This is a genomic window from Actinomadura luzonensis (assembly GCF_022664455.2).
Lineage (GTDB): Bacteria > Actinomycetota > Actinomycetes > Streptosporangiales > Streptosporangiaceae > Nonomuraea > Nonomuraea luzonensis.
Map to the genome: position 1 here is coordinate 2317384 of NZ_JAKRKC020000001.1, position 14243 is coordinate 2331626.

The 14243-nt window shown below is 68.4% G+C and carries 14 protein-coding genes, 1 tRNA gene and 1 pseudogene; 8 read left to right on the forward strand and 8 right to left on the reverse strand.

Translation table 11 applies throughout. The features are described 5' to 3' along the window. Positions 1 to 4: 4 nt before the first annotated feature. Positions 5 to 1552 carry an ISKra4 family transposase gene (locus MF672_RS11080; protein ID WP_247815221.1) on the reverse strand — a complete coding sequence of 516 codons (1548 nt, stop codon included), beginning with the start codon at positions 1550 to 1552 and terminating at the stop codon, positions 5 to 7. Positions 1553 to 1622: 70 nt separating this feature from the next. Beyond that, positions 1623 to 2210, reverse strand: a complete 588-nt coding sequence (locus MF672_RS11085) for a hypothetical protein (protein WP_242384119.1) — start codon at positions 2208 to 2210, stop codon at positions 1623 to 1625. Between the two features lie 100 nt (positions 2211 to 2310). Here MF672_RS11085 and MF672_RS11090 point away from each other — a divergent pair. Beyond that, positions 2311 to 3073: pseudogene (locus tag MF672_RS11090) on the forward strand (transposase family protein). Between the two features lie 243 nt (positions 3074 to 3316). On the opposite strand, the gene MF672_RS11095 reads toward MF672_RS11090, so the two are convergent. Continuing rightward, on the reverse strand, positions 3317 to 3937 hold the full coding sequence (locus MF672_RS11095; protein WP_308210530.1) for a transposase: 621 nt from the start codon (positions 3935 to 3937) through the stop codon (positions 3317 to 3319). Beyond that, on the reverse strand, positions 3847 to 4392 hold the full coding sequence (locus MF672_RS11100) for a helix-turn-helix domain-containing protein (protein ID WP_242383975.1): 546 nt from the start codon (positions 4390 to 4392) through the stop codon (positions 3847 to 3849). The genes MF672_RS11095 and MF672_RS11100 overlap by 91 nt, the downstream gene beginning before the upstream one ends. A gap of 483 nt (positions 4393 to 4875) precedes the next feature. On the opposite strand from MF672_RS11100, the gene MF672_RS52080 reads away from it, so the two are divergent. Genes MF672_RS52080 through MF672_RS11115 form a run of 4 tightly spaced genes read left to right on the forward strand, consistent with a single transcriptional unit; the run spans position 4876 to position 7755 of the window. Next, on the forward strand, positions 4876 to 5202 hold the full coding sequence (locus tag MF672_RS52080; RefSeq protein ID WP_407654767.1) for an effector-associated constant component EACC1: 327 nt from the start codon (positions 4876 to 4878) through the stop codon (positions 5200 to 5202). After that, positions 5189 to 6634 carry a caspase family protein gene (locus tag MF672_RS11105; RefSeq protein WP_247815222.1) on the forward strand — a complete coding sequence of 482 codons (1446 nt, stop codon included), beginning with the start codon at positions 5189 to 5191 and terminating at the stop codon, positions 6632 to 6634. Before MF672_RS52080 ends, MF672_RS11105 begins: the two co-directional genes overlap by 14 nt. A gap of 39 nt (positions 6635 to 6673) precedes the next feature. Then, entirely contained in the window at positions 6674 to 7219 is a 546-nt protein-coding gene (locus MF672_RS11110; RefSeq protein WP_247815179.1) for a winged helix-turn-helix domain-containing protein, read from the forward strand. Further along, complete coding sequence (locus MF672_RS11115) at positions 7144 to 7755, forward strand: transposase (protein ID WP_247815182.1); 612 nt, start codon at positions 7144 to 7146, stop codon at positions 7753 to 7755. Before MF672_RS11110 ends, MF672_RS11115 begins: the two co-directional genes overlap by 76 nt. 505 nt (positions 7756 to 8260) lie before the next feature. Here the strand turns inward: MF672_RS11115 and MF672_RS11120 are convergent. The 3 genes from MF672_RS11120 to MF672_RS11130 form a co-directional block, all read right to left on the reverse strand. Beyond that, positions 8261 to 8333 (reverse strand) — tRNA-Ala (locus tag MF672_RS11120). A 15-nt stretch (positions 8334 to 8348) separates the two neighbouring features. After that, a complete protein-coding gene (locus MF672_RS11125; protein ID WP_242382598.1) occupies positions 8349 to 9077 on the reverse strand; it encodes an HAD-IA family hydrolase in 729 nt (242 codons plus the stop codon). A gap of 15 nt (positions 9078 to 9092) precedes the next feature. Beyond that, the gene (locus tag MF672_RS11130) at positions 9093 to 9212 is read right to left on the reverse strand and encodes a DLW-39 family protein (RefSeq protein ID WP_020542320.1); all 120 of its coding nucleotides are present in this window, start codon (positions 9210 to 9212) and stop codon (positions 9093 to 9095) included. 392 nt (positions 9213 to 9604) lie between these two features. Between MF672_RS11130 and MF672_RS11135 the strand changes: the two genes are divergently transcribed. Genes MF672_RS11135 through MF672_RS11145 form a run of 3 tightly spaced genes read left to right on the forward strand, consistent with a single transcriptional unit; the run spans position 9605 to position 12994 of the window. Further along, positions 9605 to 9820, forward strand: a complete 216-nt coding sequence (locus MF672_RS11135; protein ID WP_242382597.1) for a heavy-metal-associated domain-containing protein — start codon at positions 9605 to 9607, stop codon at positions 9818 to 9820. Continuing rightward, a complete protein-coding gene (locus tag MF672_RS11140; RefSeq protein ID WP_242382596.1) occupies positions 9817 to 10752 on the forward strand; it encodes a DUF8832 domain-containing protein in 936 nt (311 codons plus the stop codon). The genes MF672_RS11135 and MF672_RS11140 overlap by 4 nt, the downstream gene beginning before the upstream one ends. Positions 10753 to 10783: 31 nt before the next feature. After that, entirely contained in the window at positions 10784 to 12994 is a 2211-nt protein-coding gene (locus MF672_RS11145) for a heavy metal translocating P-type ATPase (RefSeq protein WP_242382595.1), read from the forward strand. Here the strand turns inward: MF672_RS11145 and MF672_RS11150 are convergent. Next, complete coding sequence (locus MF672_RS11150) at positions 12977 to 14191, reverse strand: MFS transporter (protein WP_242382594.1); 1215 nt, start codon at positions 14189 to 14191, stop codon at positions 12977 to 12979. The two genes, MF672_RS11145 and MF672_RS11150, sit on opposite strands and share 18 nt — an antisense overlap. Between the last annotated feature and the right edge of the window lie 52 nt (positions 14192 to 14243).

A 14243-nucleotide genomic window follows, 5' to 3' on the forward strand; every position in this document is an offset into this window, starting at 1 on the left:
GCGATCAAGCCGTGAGGGAGTATCCGTCCTGGTAGTCGCTCTGGTGGACACGTTCGTGTTGCCGGGCGAGGTGAAAATGCCAGTACTTCTCAAGATGACCGTTCGCGATCAGAGCGCGGAGTTTCAGCACCGCTTCTGCTCCGGCCAGACCCCAGCGTGCCCCGGCCAGGTCGAATCTGTCTGCGATCAGATGACGGCACGCTCCCTCTATCACGCCGGTCGCGATCGGCCATCCCGCTTCGAGTACCTGGTCGTAGCGCAGGTGCTCGAAGTTGTTGGTCAGGTAGCGGATGCAGGCGTCGATGCCGTCGCGGCGCTGCGCGCCAGCTGTGCTGGCCTGCGCGGTTAGCGCGGTGATGACGTGGCCGGTGTGCCCGGCCAGCAGGGCAAGGGCGTGGCCGGCGACCCAGTCCTCCGCGGCCGGAGCCGCGGGCGGATGCAGGCTCCAGGCGGCAGCCCATAACTTCTCCAGGACGTGCACGAAATCGATCACGACATGGACGCCGATGCCGCGGCGGGCGGCCTCCGCCGCGATCAGATCGAGCTGGTGACGGGCTCCGTCGACGAGCACGACCCAAGGACGGGCATGGCCGGGGTCACGGGCTTCGGCGTGGTCGAAGACCTTGGCGATCACCGGGCCGGGGCCGGTGACGATCGAGCCGCACAGCCACTTACGCATCGCGGACGGCCTGGCCCGTGGCAGGCGCTGCCCGGCCCGGCCGCCAGGTACGGCGATCACATCGTGCGGCCGGCGGGGCGCGGGCTCGGCGTCGTAGACCACCCCGAGGGTGGCCATCCGCTTGCGGGCCGGTTTCTCCCCTGCCGCCAGCCGGGTCCGGAAGGTGGCGCGGGCGCGGGCGGCCTTGGCAGTCGCCGGCCGCAGCGCCTCGGGGCGCATCGCGATGCCCTTGCCGTCCACGCTGATCGCCAGCACCGTGGACGCGATGCACGGAACGGGCGTCTGCGCGGCGTAGAAGGCATCGACATCGACCGCGGCCGCCACGATAGCCTGCTCGATCTGCCGTTTGCCGATCACGCTGCCGCAGCGCGCGACGAGGGAGGCGTGGGCGGCGTCGAACGAGCCGCGCACCGTCTCGATGACCGCCAGCCTGGCCAGCCCGGCCGAGTGCCGCACCGCCGGCAGCGACAAGGCAACATCGGCCGGGTATACGTTGCGCACGCCGGGGGCGCGCCAGGCACATCGGGTGACCGTCACCGTCCCCACGACGGTGGCCAGCAAGCGGTGATGCCCGCTCTCCAGCCGCCGCCGCGCCACGCCGTCCGGCCCGGTCACTCCGGCGGTCGTGGCGTCCTGGCGGTCCTGGCGGGCGTGGTGCGCCTGCTGCCGCTCGCGCAACGCCCGCAGATCAAGGTGTGCTTGCAGCATCTGGCGCTGCAGCTCACGGCCCTGCTCGACGATCGTCTCCTCCAGCCGGTCATGGGTCAGCGTCGCGGACGCCGTGCCGGTGAGCTGTCCGATGAGACAGTTGAAGGTGTTCCTCGCCTCCGCAAAGACGTCAGTGGTGACCTCGGTGTCGTACGGTGCCTGCATAGGGCTCTTCTTCCGCCGGGGACATGTGGTTGGCACCTTTGAACCTGACGGCGGAAGAGCCCTGCCGCAATCACCCGCCCGGTGACGAAGCAGATGACGCCGCGATGCCGTCCCGTGACCATCCGTCGCCCTGCCCGGACACCTCACGCGCCACCGGCTCGATCACCATGAACAAGCCCGGTCCTTCCTCCCGGGCCCAGCCGCGTTCCACCAGGCGCTTCAGTTTGGAGCGCAGTCCTTCCCGCTTGGCGGCCTCATCCGGCAAGCCCATTGCCACCGCGATCTGCCCGGCCCGCATCGCCCGCCCGGCATCGGCCATGATCTCCACCGCGTCCCGGTACGCGCGCGGCAGCATCGCCGCACTCATGCCCGCCTGCCACGGCGGCACCGTCACCACACCGAGCACCGCTGGCCGCACCGGCACCGCACCGGCCGCGCTGATCGGGGCCGTTTCGCTGGGCTCAGCGGCCAATTCGGCTGCCTCACCCAAGATCTCCTCCACCGTCTCCCGGGTGATTGCCAGCCGTGACAGCCGATCGTGCTCATCCTCCAGCCGTGACTCCAACGCGGCGATCTGCTCGCGGATCTCCTCGATCCGCTGCCGGGCCACAGCCTCACGCCGTGCCAACTCCTCGAGCAACGAGCCCATCGTCACCACCGCCTCACCGTCTGCACTCACAGTAGAAGGCGGTTCTTGGACGAAACAGTCACGGCCACAAAAGTCCAGCTCAGGCACTCACTGAGAAAGAGCTACACCCATCCCTCTGTCCAATCACACCCTGATCCGCCTGGCCGAGCTGATCCGCGCTCAGCGTGCCGAGCGCCGCTGCCGATGGCGACGCCTGGACCCAGCCCGGCAAGCCCTGCTCGTACTCGCCCACCTGCGCAACGGCGACACCTACGCCCGCCTGGCCGCCGGCTTCCACGTCGGCACCAGCACCGCCTGGCGCTACGTCCGCGAAGCGCTCGACCTGCTCGCCACGCTCGCCGACGACGTCCAAGCCGCCGCCTTTATGCGCCGCCCGGCTGGCCTACGTCATCCTGGACGGCACCCTGCTTCCGATCGACCGACTGGCCGACGAACGCCCGTACTACTTCGGCAAACACCGACGCCACGGCGTGAACGTGCAGGTCCTGGCCGATCCGACCGGCCGGCTTATCTGGGCCTCACCTGCGCTGCCCGGTGCCACGCACGACCTGACCGCGGCCCGTGCCGTCGGCCTGGTCGACGCGCTGACCATCGCAGGGGTGAAGACCTTCGCCGACAAGGGCTATCAAGGCGCGGGCGGCAGCATCCGCACCCCGTTCAAAGGCCATCGGCTACGGCCGCCGCTGTCGCGCCATCAGCGCTCGATCAACCGCGCACACGCCCGCATCCGTGCTTGCGGCGAACGCGCCGTCGCCACCTTGAAGACCTGGAAGGTCCTGTCCCGGCTGCGCTGCTGCCCGCACCGCGCCACCACGATCGTGCAGGCCATCCTCGTCCTGCAACTCATCGAAGAAGGCCGCTACTCAGGATGAAAAGAGCTCAGTGATGCTTGATGGTGGAGCGCTTCGCGTTGACAGCTCACGGAGAAGGCGTACCTCGTGGGCGGAGGAGAGGTGCCAGGTCCTGACCCGTCGGCGAGCCGCGCTCGACAAGGTCAGGACGCAGCTCACCGGCCCGCAACCGCCGCGCAGACGCCTCCGCCCCCCCCGTCGCGGCATCTCACCGATCTCGAGCCTGGGGCGGTGCCGGCCTACAGAGGTCGAAAGTTCGGGGTTTCATGTCGATCTTGGGTTCATGATCAGGCCGGTGTGTGCCAGGAACGCATTCAGGAGACCTGGGCGGTACTGCAGCTGCTTGAGTCGGCTGCGGATGATCGCGGCGAGGTCATCAAGGGTGCAGGGGGCCAGGTTGCCCAGGCCGCCTTTGAGGTGCGACCACACCATCTCCATCGGGTTGAGTTCGGGCGCGTAGGCCGGCAGGTGGACCACCGTCAGCCACGCGCGGGTGTCGATCAGGCTGCGCATCAGGGCGTCGACGTGAATGTTGACGTTGTCCCAGATCAACACGATCGGCCCGCCGAGCTGCTGGTGGGCGGCGCCCAGCAGGCGCGCGTAGTCGGTCTCGTTGAACCCTTTGCGTTCGTACTTGCGGCGCCGGTAGATCATCATGCGGTAGATCAGCCGGGTCCGCTGCCCCGGCTTGCAGCAGATCAGCCCGGCCAGGTTGACGCGTCCGGAGCCCTTGCCCGAGACGGTGACGATCGGCGTGCATCCGCGGCGGGACCAGGTGCGGGCCTTGAGCGGCCTCAGCGATTGTCCTGCTTCGTCGGCGAAGCAGATCCACGCGTCCTGATCCCGCGCCGTTGTTCCGCCGACGGCCAGGTGTCCTTCACCCAGGTGGCGACGGCCTCCTCGTCACGTTCGGCGGCGCGGCGCTGAGGCACCTGCGGGCTCCAGCCCAGCCGATGCAGCAGATAGCAGATCCCGCGCGGCGTGTAGGAGATGTGGAACAACCGGCCGACCAGGGTAGTGACGCGCGCCAGGGTCCAGCGCTGATCCTCACTCCACCCCCACACGGCCGGACCGGCGTCCAGCGCCGCCTCCAACCGCTGCACCTGCGCATCGCTGAGCCGGCAGCGCTGCCCGCCCGGCCCCTTCGACTCCAGCGCCTGGGCCCCGGCGGTGCGCCAGGCCTTGTGCCAGACGTAGGCCGACTTGCGAGAGACCCGTAGCTTCCTGGCCACCTGAGGCGGCGCCATGCCCATGGCGAACAGCCCGGCAGCCTCTGAGCGGACCTGTTCACGCTTGGCTCGCGCCGCCGGAGTCAGACCACCACCATCCGGATAACGCATCCCACCGGCATACTCCCGAACCCCGCCACGAGCACGCAACCACGCGGTGACACCTCAGTCTTTCAACCTCTGTACACACCTTAATGGCCGCTTCCCCACGGGGAGCGGCCTTTAGCGCGACACCTGAGATTTGATCTTCGGAACCCTCACTACGATCGGTGTACATTTTCCTTAGACGTGGTGGGCAGCCGCCATAAACTCAAACACTGGACGAGGATATCGCATAAGTAGATCAAGTAATGAGCGGGATAGAGCACTGGAAGAGGCCTGGGCTGATGGACATCAAACCACTCATGAGACGTGCCAATACAGGGGGAAGCATTGAAGCAGCTTCCTTGAACACCTGCACAATCTTGCGATTTACTGGAAGGGTTCGCCTTGAAGTTGAGATCACGGGCCTTAGCTTCACGCGTCTCTGGGGCGCCCCTGCCCGGAGGGGAGAAGGGTGTGCAGGCCGAACTGCGGATCATCGGTGATAACGTGGTGGACGACTTGGTGTCGCTCACCACGTGGTTACAGAGTCAGCGCGAACTGCAGGGCCGTATACGCCCTGTGACGAGACCGCCTGACTCGGAGGAACTAGGCGGAGCCGTCGACCTGCTCACAGTCGCGCTAGGCTCAGGCGGTGCCCTGGGAATGGTATTGGCGCGAGCCCTTACCACTTGGCTGACCAACCGCCGCTCCGATGTGAGCCTTACGATCACCACCCTAACTGGAAGCGTGACCGTGGAGGCCAAACGGGTGAGCGATCCACTACCACTGTTGCAAGAGGTCCTCCAGCACGAAGCCGGCCACCATGACAGTCCTTGAGCCAGCCGAGTGGCGGAGTTCTCAGGCAATTCTGATCGGGGTCGCTGCCTATGATGATCAGCGTCTGCCTGACATCCCAGCCGCAGCCAACAGCCTCGCGGAATTGCAGACAGTTCTGACCGATCCACAGTTATGCGGTTGGCCAAACACCAAGGTCGTCGTTCTGGCTGATCCGCATGACAGTCGGGCTGTGGCCACGCGTATCCGGCGTCTGGCTCAAGGGGTCAGCGATGTCTTGCTGCTGTACTACGTCGGGCACGGCACGCTGACCCCCAGCGGGGAGTTGTGCCTGTCTCTCACCGACACCGATGCCGAGGCACCCGATCTAACGGGGTTAGAGTATGGCCGCATTCGATCGGCCTTCCGTGACAGTCCCGCGCGTGTCAAGGCTGTGATCCTCGACTGCTGCTATTCGGGCCGCGCCATCGAAACTCTCGCTGACCAAGCCGCTCTGGTAGCCGATCAAACCGACATTCGAGGTGTCTATACCCTCACCGCAAGCGATCTGGCGGCGCATGTTCCGCCCCCCGAGAAGCAGGCCGATGCCTGCACCTCCTTCACTGGAGAACTGGTCGAGTTGATCCGCATAGGTATCCCCGGCGAGGGAGATCAACTCAGTCTCGGAAACATTTATCTGGAGTTGCGCCGCCGCCTGCGCATACGTGGACTACCCGCTCCCAACCAGCGCGGCACCGACACCGCCCACAGCTTTGCCTTCACCAAGAACGCGGCCGCGGGACCTCCTGTTCCCAAGAAGGGGAGGTCGCAGACCTACACCGTACAGATCCCCATCGAACTCACCTCGACCCACAACCAGAATCTTCAGCCGTCGTACCGGCATCTGTGGCGCCGGGCACTCATAGCAGCGGTCCTTGGTATGGTGGTGAGCTTCTTGACAAGAGACTGGCGCCTTGGAGTATCGGTTGCCATCTTCGCGGCCATAGCCGAAGCGATCTATGAGGCATGGTCGTCCTCGTCTGTGCCCGCGTGGCGGCATGTCTCGGCGATGCAACCACGCACTGAAGCCAAGCTCAGAAGATTGGAACGCAGCGGCTACCGCATGCTGCATGCCCGGACAATACCTGGCACAGGGGTATTGATCGACCATATGATCATCGGACCCACTGGGGTGTACACGGTGACCTCCGAGAAGTGGAACAAGCGGTTGACGGTCCGCACGCAATTGCAAAGTGAGCTTTGGCGCGGGCCGTTCAGCCAGAGATCCCGCCTCGACGAGGTCCGCTCGACCGCGATCCAGGCTGGCGACCGTATTAGCGCGGCACTTGGCCTCCGGATTACGGTCACGCCATCCTTGTCGATCTACGGTCCGTCAACGCCGTGGAAGACAAACACGATCCGCGACGTCGCCGTATTTAAGAGCTTCCGCGTGCGCAAGTGGATCACTACACAGGTTGAATGCGTAGTGTCTTAGCCTCGTGACGGATCGCTTCGGGCGAGGTACGACCGGAGCATGCGGTACGGGCAAAGGGGTGGGTACACGCCCGCAGAGCAGGAACGGCGGGAGCGTGTACGGCTGCAGGCGGCCGAGTGGTTCAAGGCCGGGGAGTCGACCAGGGCGATCGCGGTGCGGTTACGGGTGCACGAGCGGTCGGTGACACGCTGGCGCAAGGCCTGGCGCGAAGGCGGTGGTGCGGAGGCGCTGCTGTCGAAGGGGCCGGTCTCGAGGGAGAAGCTGTCGGCCGCTCAGTGGGCACGGCTGGATGCCGAGCTCAAGCGCGGGCCCCTGGCCTGGGGCCATGTCGAGGATCAGTGCTGGACCTTGGGCCGGGTCAAGACGCTGATCGGGCGGTTGTTCCACATCGGCTACACCATCGAGGGGGTGGGCAAGCTGCTGCATCGGCACGGCTGGTCGGTGCAGGTGCCGGCCCGGCGCGCCATGGAGCGGGACGAGGAAGCCGTTGCGCTGTGGAAAGCCGAGGTGTGGCCGGCGGCAAAACCACCGCGGCGGACCTGGGTGCCTACCTCTGCTTCGAAGACGAGGCCGGGCAGGGACTGAGGCCGCCGAAGGGACGTACCTGGGCACCGGTCGGCGCCCGTCCGGTGGTGACAGTACGCGGCAGAGGCTCCGGCCGCATCAACATGGCCGGCGTCGTGGCCTTCCGCGACGGCGAACGGCCGCACCTGTTCTACAAGCTGCACGTCTACCACGGCCGCAAGGGCGAGCCGAAGACGTTCTCCTGGAGCGATTACCGGGACCTGATCGTGGCCACCCACCAGCAGCTCGGCGCACCGCTGGTCTGGTGCTGGGACAATCTCAACGTGCACCTGGACGGCCGGCTCGCCGCGTTCGCGGCCGAGCACGCCGACTGGCTGCGCCTCGTCCAGCTGCCCGCCTACGCGCCCGAGCTGAACCCGGCCGAGGGCGTGTGGTCGCTGTTGCGCCGTTGCCTGGCCAACTTCGCCGTCACCGACCTGTCCGGTCTCGCGCGGATCATCAAACGCAAGCTGAAAAGGATCCAGTACCGGCCCCACCTGCTCACCGGCTGTCTGACCCAGACCGGCCTCACCCTCGACACCCCGACAAAACCATGACCGACTCTACGAATTCAACCGGTGTAATCGCAAGCACACACTCACCGATGCCGACATCGTGAAAATCTATGAGACGGCAGAGCGGGAGCTTCCCTCTTACTATTGGCAGCGACGAACCGAGTAGAAAGTCGAGTCAGTTCTCCTCACCCTTCTGCTGATCGTCGAGATTTGGATCAGCAGGTGGATGAGACGGCGCAAAGTAACGCGTGTCTCACTCGACCCGGGTCGTATCTGCTCTGCGGACGTCCAGGCCCGCATCCGCAACTTCATCGAAGTGGCGAGTTCCGCGACGCTGTCGAGCTGATCCGCAAGGAACCCAAGGTCTCTGGGCGAACCGCGTTGGATGTCACAGAAACACTGCACGCTGGTGGGTCCGCTGAGTCGCTCACCCTCTAGGCAAGCAGGCCGCGAGCCACAAGTGAGTCATCACCGTAGCTGTACTTTGCAGCTGTACAAGATCGAAAAGGCCACCTCCCGATCAAGGGAAGTGGCCTTCAACGTGCAGTGGAGCCTAGGAGATTCGAACTCCTGACTTCCTGCTTGCAAAGCAGGCGCTCTGCCAACTGAGCTAAGGCCCCTTCGACGAAGATAGCTTACCGGGCCGATGAAGCCACCTGCGTCGAACCGAGGTCGTCGCTCAGGATGAGTCCTGGGAAGTCGATGATCGAGTCCAGGATGTGGGTCGCGCCGCCCTTGAGGAGGCGTTCGCGGCTGTGGACGCCGGTCATGAGGCCGGCCACGACCGAGGCGCCGGCGCGGCGGCCGCAGAGCATGTCGCTCTCCGAGTCGCCGACCACCGCCACGTTGCGGACGTCGTTCACGCCGAGGCGGAGGACGGCGTGCAGGACCATGTCGGGCCAGGGGCGGCCGCGGCCGCCCGCGTCCTCGGGGGAGATGGCCAGGTCGATCTTGTCGTGCCAGCCCAGCACGCCCAGGATGCGGCTCAGCGTGGTGCGGCTGAAGCCGGTGATCAGGGCGAGCTTGATGCCGGTGCCGCGGAGCTTGTCGAGGACCTCGAGGACGCCGGGCACGGGTTCGAGACCTGCGCGCTCCAGGGCGCCCTCGTAGGAGCGCTCGAAGGTCAGGTTCGCGGCCTGGGCCTGGGCCTCGTTGCCGGGGAAGATCCCGCGGAAGACATCGATCTTGGGGCAGCCCCGGGACCGGTGCACGTGAACCATGGCACGCGCGTAGGCTCCGGTCCCGGGCACTATGCCCTGTGTCGCGATCGCCTCGGCGAAGGCGCGTTCGACCATGGCGATGTCACCGACCGTGGTGCCCGCTAGATCCAGGCACACCAGCTTGATGGGGACGATGTCACTCATCGCCTCGCCGGTCGGTTAGTTCTCGCTGCCGGTCGCCTCGGTCCAGAGATCGAGCTCGGCGCGGTCGGCCTGCACCTTACGCCAGATCAGCAACCCCCCGAGGGCGATCAGCGCCAGAACGAGCAGCTTCTTCACGGTGTGACCCCACTTCTTCGACGGCCTCACCTGCCGGGGTGAGACCCAACGGTTGACAAGCAGCCTAGCAAGGGATGGCTGCGGTCCTTGTGTTGTGCGCGGACCAGATGTGTGGATTGGGCGGTGAGATGTGTGGATTGGGGGATGGGCTTGTGTTCAAGGGCCCACCATATCCAGCCCCCGGGGGTTCCATGTCCTGGTGGTTCGGTTCGGCGGCCGGGAAGGGTTAGACATACCCTCAGGGGGTATGTTACGTTCGTGGTGAGCGAACAGGGCGCCGTCGGGGCGCTCTCGTCCGTACGTCATAGGAGAGCCGGGTCGGCGGCATACCCTAGGGGGGTACGGTGTTAGACTCGGAAGAGACGAACGCGAGCATGGCTGAGGAGACCGTGATGACCATTACCGCCACCTACACCGTCAAGGGCATGACCTGCGGCCACTGCGTCAGCTCGGTGAAGGAGGAGGTCGGCGAGGTCGCCGGCGTCACCTCCGTCGAGGTCGAGCTGGAGAGCGGCCGGCTCACCGTCGGCAGCGACGAGCCGATCGACGAGGCGCGGATCGCGGCCGCCGTGGAAGAGGCCGGGTACGAGCTGGCGGGCCGGTCGTGAACGCGGCCGGCCGGGTGGGCGCCTACGTCCTGGGGCTGGCCGTGGTGTTCGGCGGCGCGCTGGGAGCCGGGCGTGTCGTGGGGGGCGAGCCGAAGCCCCAGGTCCAGGCCGCGGCCCAGCCCCAGGGCGACGGGCACGGCGAGGACGGGCACGGCGCCGGGCAGGACGAGGCGGCCGGGCAGCAACAGGTCAAGAGTGATACCCCTGGGGGGCTCCAAGTGTCGCAGGACGGGTACAGCCTCAATCTGCTCACCACACCGGTGGCGGGGCAGCCGGCGGACCTCACGTTCCGGATCACCGGTCCGGACCTGAAGCCGGTCACCGCCTACAAGGTCGAGCACGACAAGAAGATGCACTTCATCGTCGTCTCCCGTGATCTCACCAGTTTCCAGCACGTGCACCCGGAGATGGCGGCCGACGGCACCTGGAAGGTCCGCCTGGGCCTGCCCGCGGCGGGCGCCTACCGCGCCTTCGCCGACTTCGCCCCGGAGGGCGGCGCGAAGCTGACGCTCGGGGCGGATCTGCAGGCCGCCGGCGACTACCGGCCGCAGCCGTTGCCGCACGTCAGCCGTTCGGCGACGGTCGGCGACTACACTGTGAACCTCGCCGGGAACCTGGTCCCCGGCCAGTCCAGCAAGCTCACGCTCACGGTCAGCAAGGACGGCAGGCCGGTCACCGACCTGCAGCCCTACCTGGGCGCGTACGGACACCTGGTCGCGCTGCGCGCGGGCGACCTCGCCTACCTGCACGTGCACCCGGAGGAGAGCGAGCAGGCCGGGCCGGAGATCACGTTCTACGCGGAGGTGCCCAGCACCGGCACCTACCGCCTGTTCCTCGACTTCCAGCACGACGACCAGGTCCGGACGGCGAGCTTCACCGTTCCGGCCACCCTCGCCGACGGCCACGCGCCGTCGGCCACCCACAGCCACTAGCGATACAGGACGCAACGGAAGGAGAGGTGACATGTCCCCCATAACTGGCGAGGACCAGGCTGTCGAGCTCACGATCGGCGGCATGACCTGCGCGTCCTGCGCCAACCGCATCGAGCGCAAGCTCAACAAGCTCGACGGCGTGACGGCGACGGTCAACTACGCGACCGAGAAGGCGAAGGTCACCTTTCCCCGCGACCTGGACCCGCGGGAGCTGATCAGCGAGGTGGAGAAGGCGGGCTACACCGCCGCCCTCCCCGCCCCCCCGAACACGGAGGAGGGCGAGGAGGGCGAGGCCGACGAGCTGCGGCCGCTGCGGCAGCGGCTGGTCACCTCGATCGTGCTCGGCGTCCCCGTGGTGGCGATGGCGATGATCCCGCCGCTGCAGTTCGCGAACTGGCAGTGGTTGTCGCTGACGCTGGCGGCGCCGGTCGTGGTGTACGCGGGCTGGCCGTTCCACAAGGCGGCCTGGACCAATCTGCGCCACGGCACGGCCACCATGGACACCCTGATCTCCATGGGCACGCTGGCCGCGCTCGGCTGGTCGCTGTGGGCGCTGTTCTTCGGCACGGCGGGCATGCCGGGCATGACGCACCCGTTCGAGTTCACGATCGAGCGCACCGACGGCTCGGGCAACATCTACCTGGAGGCCGCGGCGGGGGTGACGGCGTTCATCCTGGCCGGGCGCTACTTCGAGGCCCGCTCCAAGCGGCGGGCGGGCGCGGCGCTGCGGGCGCTGATGGAGCTGGGCGCCAAGGACGTGGAGCTGGCCGACGGCCGCCGCGTGCCGGTCGAGCAGCTCCAGACCGGCGACCGGTTCGTGGTGCGGCCAGGGGAGAAGATCGCCACGGACGGCGTGGTCGAGGAGGGCACCTCGGCCGTGGACGCCTCGATGCTGACAGGCGAGTCGGTGCCGGTCGAGGTCAAGCCGGGCGACGCCGTGACCGGCGCGACGGTGAACGCGGGCGGCCGGCTCGTCGTCCGGGCCACCCGGGTCGGCGCCGACACCCGGCTCGCCCAGATGGCCAAGCTGGTGGAGGAGGCGCAGACCGGCAAGGCGCAGGTGCAGCGGCTGGCCGACCGGATCTCGGGCGTGTTCGTGCCGATCGTGATCGCGCTGGCCGTCGGGACGCTCGGCTACTGGCTCGGCACCGGCAACGGGGCGGGGGCGGCGTTCACGGCCGCGGTGGCGGTGCTGATCATCGCCTGCCCGTGCGCCCTGGGGCTGGCCACGCCGACGGCGCTGCTGGTCGGCACCGGTCGGGGCGCGCAGCTCGGCATCCTCATCAAGGGCCCGGAGGTGCTGGAGTCCACGCGCAAGGTCGACACCGTCGTCCTGGACAAGACCGGCACGGTCACCGAGGGCCGCATGACGCTGACCGGCGTGCACCTGGCCGAGGGGGAGACCCGCGAGGAGGTGCTGCGGCTGGCCGGGGCGCTCGAGCACGCCTCCGAGCACCCGATCGCGCAGGCCGTCGCCCGCGAGGCGCGCTCCGAGGCGCAGGTCGAGGACTTCGCCAACGTCGAGGGGCTCGGCGTGCAGGGCATCGTGGACGGGCACGCGGTGCTCGTCGGCCGGCCCCGGCTGCTGGCCGAGTGGCCGCAGCACCTGCCCGCGGACCTGGCGGCGAAGCTGGAGGAGGAGCAGGCCAAGGGGCGCACGGTCGTCGCGGTCGGCTGGGATGGCAAGGCGCGGGCGCTGCTGGTGGTGGCGGACGTGGTCAAGCCCACCAGCAAGGAGGCGATCGCGCAGCTCAGGGCGCTGGGCCTCACCCCGGTGCTGCTGACCGGCGACAACGAGGCCGTGGCCCGCACGGTCGCCGCCGAGGTGGGCATCGACGAGGTGATCGCCGAGGTGCTGCCCGCCGACAAGGTGGACGTGGTCAAGCGGCTGCAGAACGAGGGCAAGGTCGTGGCCATGGTGGGCGACGGGGTCAACGACGCCGCCGCGCTGGCCCAGGCCGACCTGGGGCTCGCGATGGGCACCGGCACCGACGCCGCCATCGAGGCCAGCGACCTGACGCTGGTGCGCGGCGACCTGCTGGTGGCCCCGGACGCCATCCGGCTCGCGCGCCGGACGCTCGCCACCATCAAGGGCAACCTGTTCTGGGCGTTCGCCTACAACGTGGCGGCCCTGCCGCTGGCGGCGCTCGGCCTGCTCAACCCGATGATCGCGGGGGCGGCGATGGCGTTCTCCAGCGTGTTCGTGGTGAGCAACAGCCTGCGGCTACGTCGCTTCAGCTGATCCTGACCGGGCGGACGCCCAGCGGACGGCCGGCGCCATCGCGGCGCCGGCCGTCGCGAACATGGCGCCGATGACCAGCCAGCCGGCCGTCCCGCCGTCCAGCACGAGAGCGGTCAGAACGGCCGGGCCGAGCATCCGGGCGACGGCGGTGCCGGTGCCGAAGAAGCCCTGGTACTGGCCCTGCCGGTCGTCGGGGGCGAGGCCGAAGCCGATCTCCCAGGAGCCGGCGGCCAGCAGCATCTCGCCGCCGACCAGCAGGGCCGCGCCGAGCAGCAGGAACGGCCAGCCGTACGGGGCGAGCGCGAACACCGCGCAGGCCGCCAGCATCACCAGCCCGGCCACGCGCACCGACGAGCACGCCTCCCGCAGGTCGCGCACCCGCCGGGCCACCCGCACCTGGAACAGCAGCACGCCGCCGGTGTTGATCAGCAGCAGCGTGGCCACCGCCCAGGACGGGGCGGAGGTGCGCCCGGCGATCCACAGCGGGACGACCACGCTCAGCAGCGGCATGTAGAACAGCAGGACCGCGTTGATCAGCGTGACGAGCGCGTAGGGGCGGTCCCTGAGCACGCCCAGGCGGGAGCCGGTGGCGGGGGCGGGCGCCGGGCGGACGGCGGGGAGCCGCAGCAGGAGGGCCGCGGCCACGAGGAAGCCGGCGGCGTCCAGGGCGAAGAGCGCGGTGTACCCGGCCGGGGTGTCCAGCCACAGCGCGACGCCGCCGAGCCCGGCCCCGACGGCGAGGCCGCCGTTCAGCGTGGACTGGAGGACGGCGCGGGCCGCGGTCCGCCCGGCGGGCGGGACGAGGGCGGCCAGCAGGGCCTGGCGGGCGGCCGACAGACCGGTCTGCGCGATGCCGTACAGGCAGGCGACCAGCAGGAACGCCTCGAACGAGCGGACCAACGCGAACGCGGCCACGGCGGCGGCGGTCGCGACCGCGAGCGCCACGGCGACGCCGCGTGGGCCGCGCCGGTCGGCGAGGTGGCCGAGCGGGACCCCGGCCAGCATCCCGGCCGCCCAGCCCACCGTGAGGCCGAGGCCGATCTGGGCGGGCGGCAGGCCCACGACCTTCGCGAAGTAGAAGGCGGAGACGACGAGGTAGGCGCCGTCGCCGACGGAGTTCGCGAACTGGGCCTGCGCGAGCCCGCGCCGGCTGTCCCGCCGGAGCGGGCGCGCGGTGGAGGTGGGGAGCGGGGTCATAGGACCATCGTGACGGCGGACTTGTCCCGAGATAAGCTCCAATTTCTGGCTA

Coding starts and splice junctions, on each gene's coding strand:
- MF672_RS11080 (WP_247815221.1), bottom strand. CDS start 1,552: ATGCAGGCACCGTACGACACCGAGGTCACCACTGACGTCTTTGCGGAG.
- MF672_RS11100 (WP_242383975.1), bottom strand. CDS start 4,392: ATGCGTTATCCGGATGGTGGTGGTCTGACTCCGGCGGCGCGAGCCAAG.
- MF672_RS11105 (WP_247815222.1), top strand. CDS start 5,189: ATGACAGTCCTTGAGCCAGCCGAGTGGCGGAGTTCTCAGGCAATTCTG.
- MF672_RS11110 (WP_247815179.1), top strand. CDS start 6,674: ATGCGGTACGGGCAAAGGGGTGGGTACACGCCCGCAGAGCAGGAACGG.
- MF672_RS11125 (WP_242382598.1), bottom strand. CDS start 9,077: ATGAGTGACATCGTCCCCATCAAGCTGGTGTGCCTGGATCTAGCGGGC.
- MF672_RS11135 (WP_242382597.1), top strand. CDS start 9,605: ATGACCATTACCGCCACCTACACCGTCAAGGGCATGACCTGCGGCCAC.
- MF672_RS11145 (WP_242382595.1), top strand. CDS start 10,784: ATGTCCCCCATAACTGGCGAGGACCAGGCTGTCGAGCTCACGATCGGC.
- MF672_RS11150 (WP_242382594.1), bottom strand. CDS start 14,191: ATGACCCCGCTCCCCACCTCCACCGCGCGCCCGCTCCGGCGGGACAGC.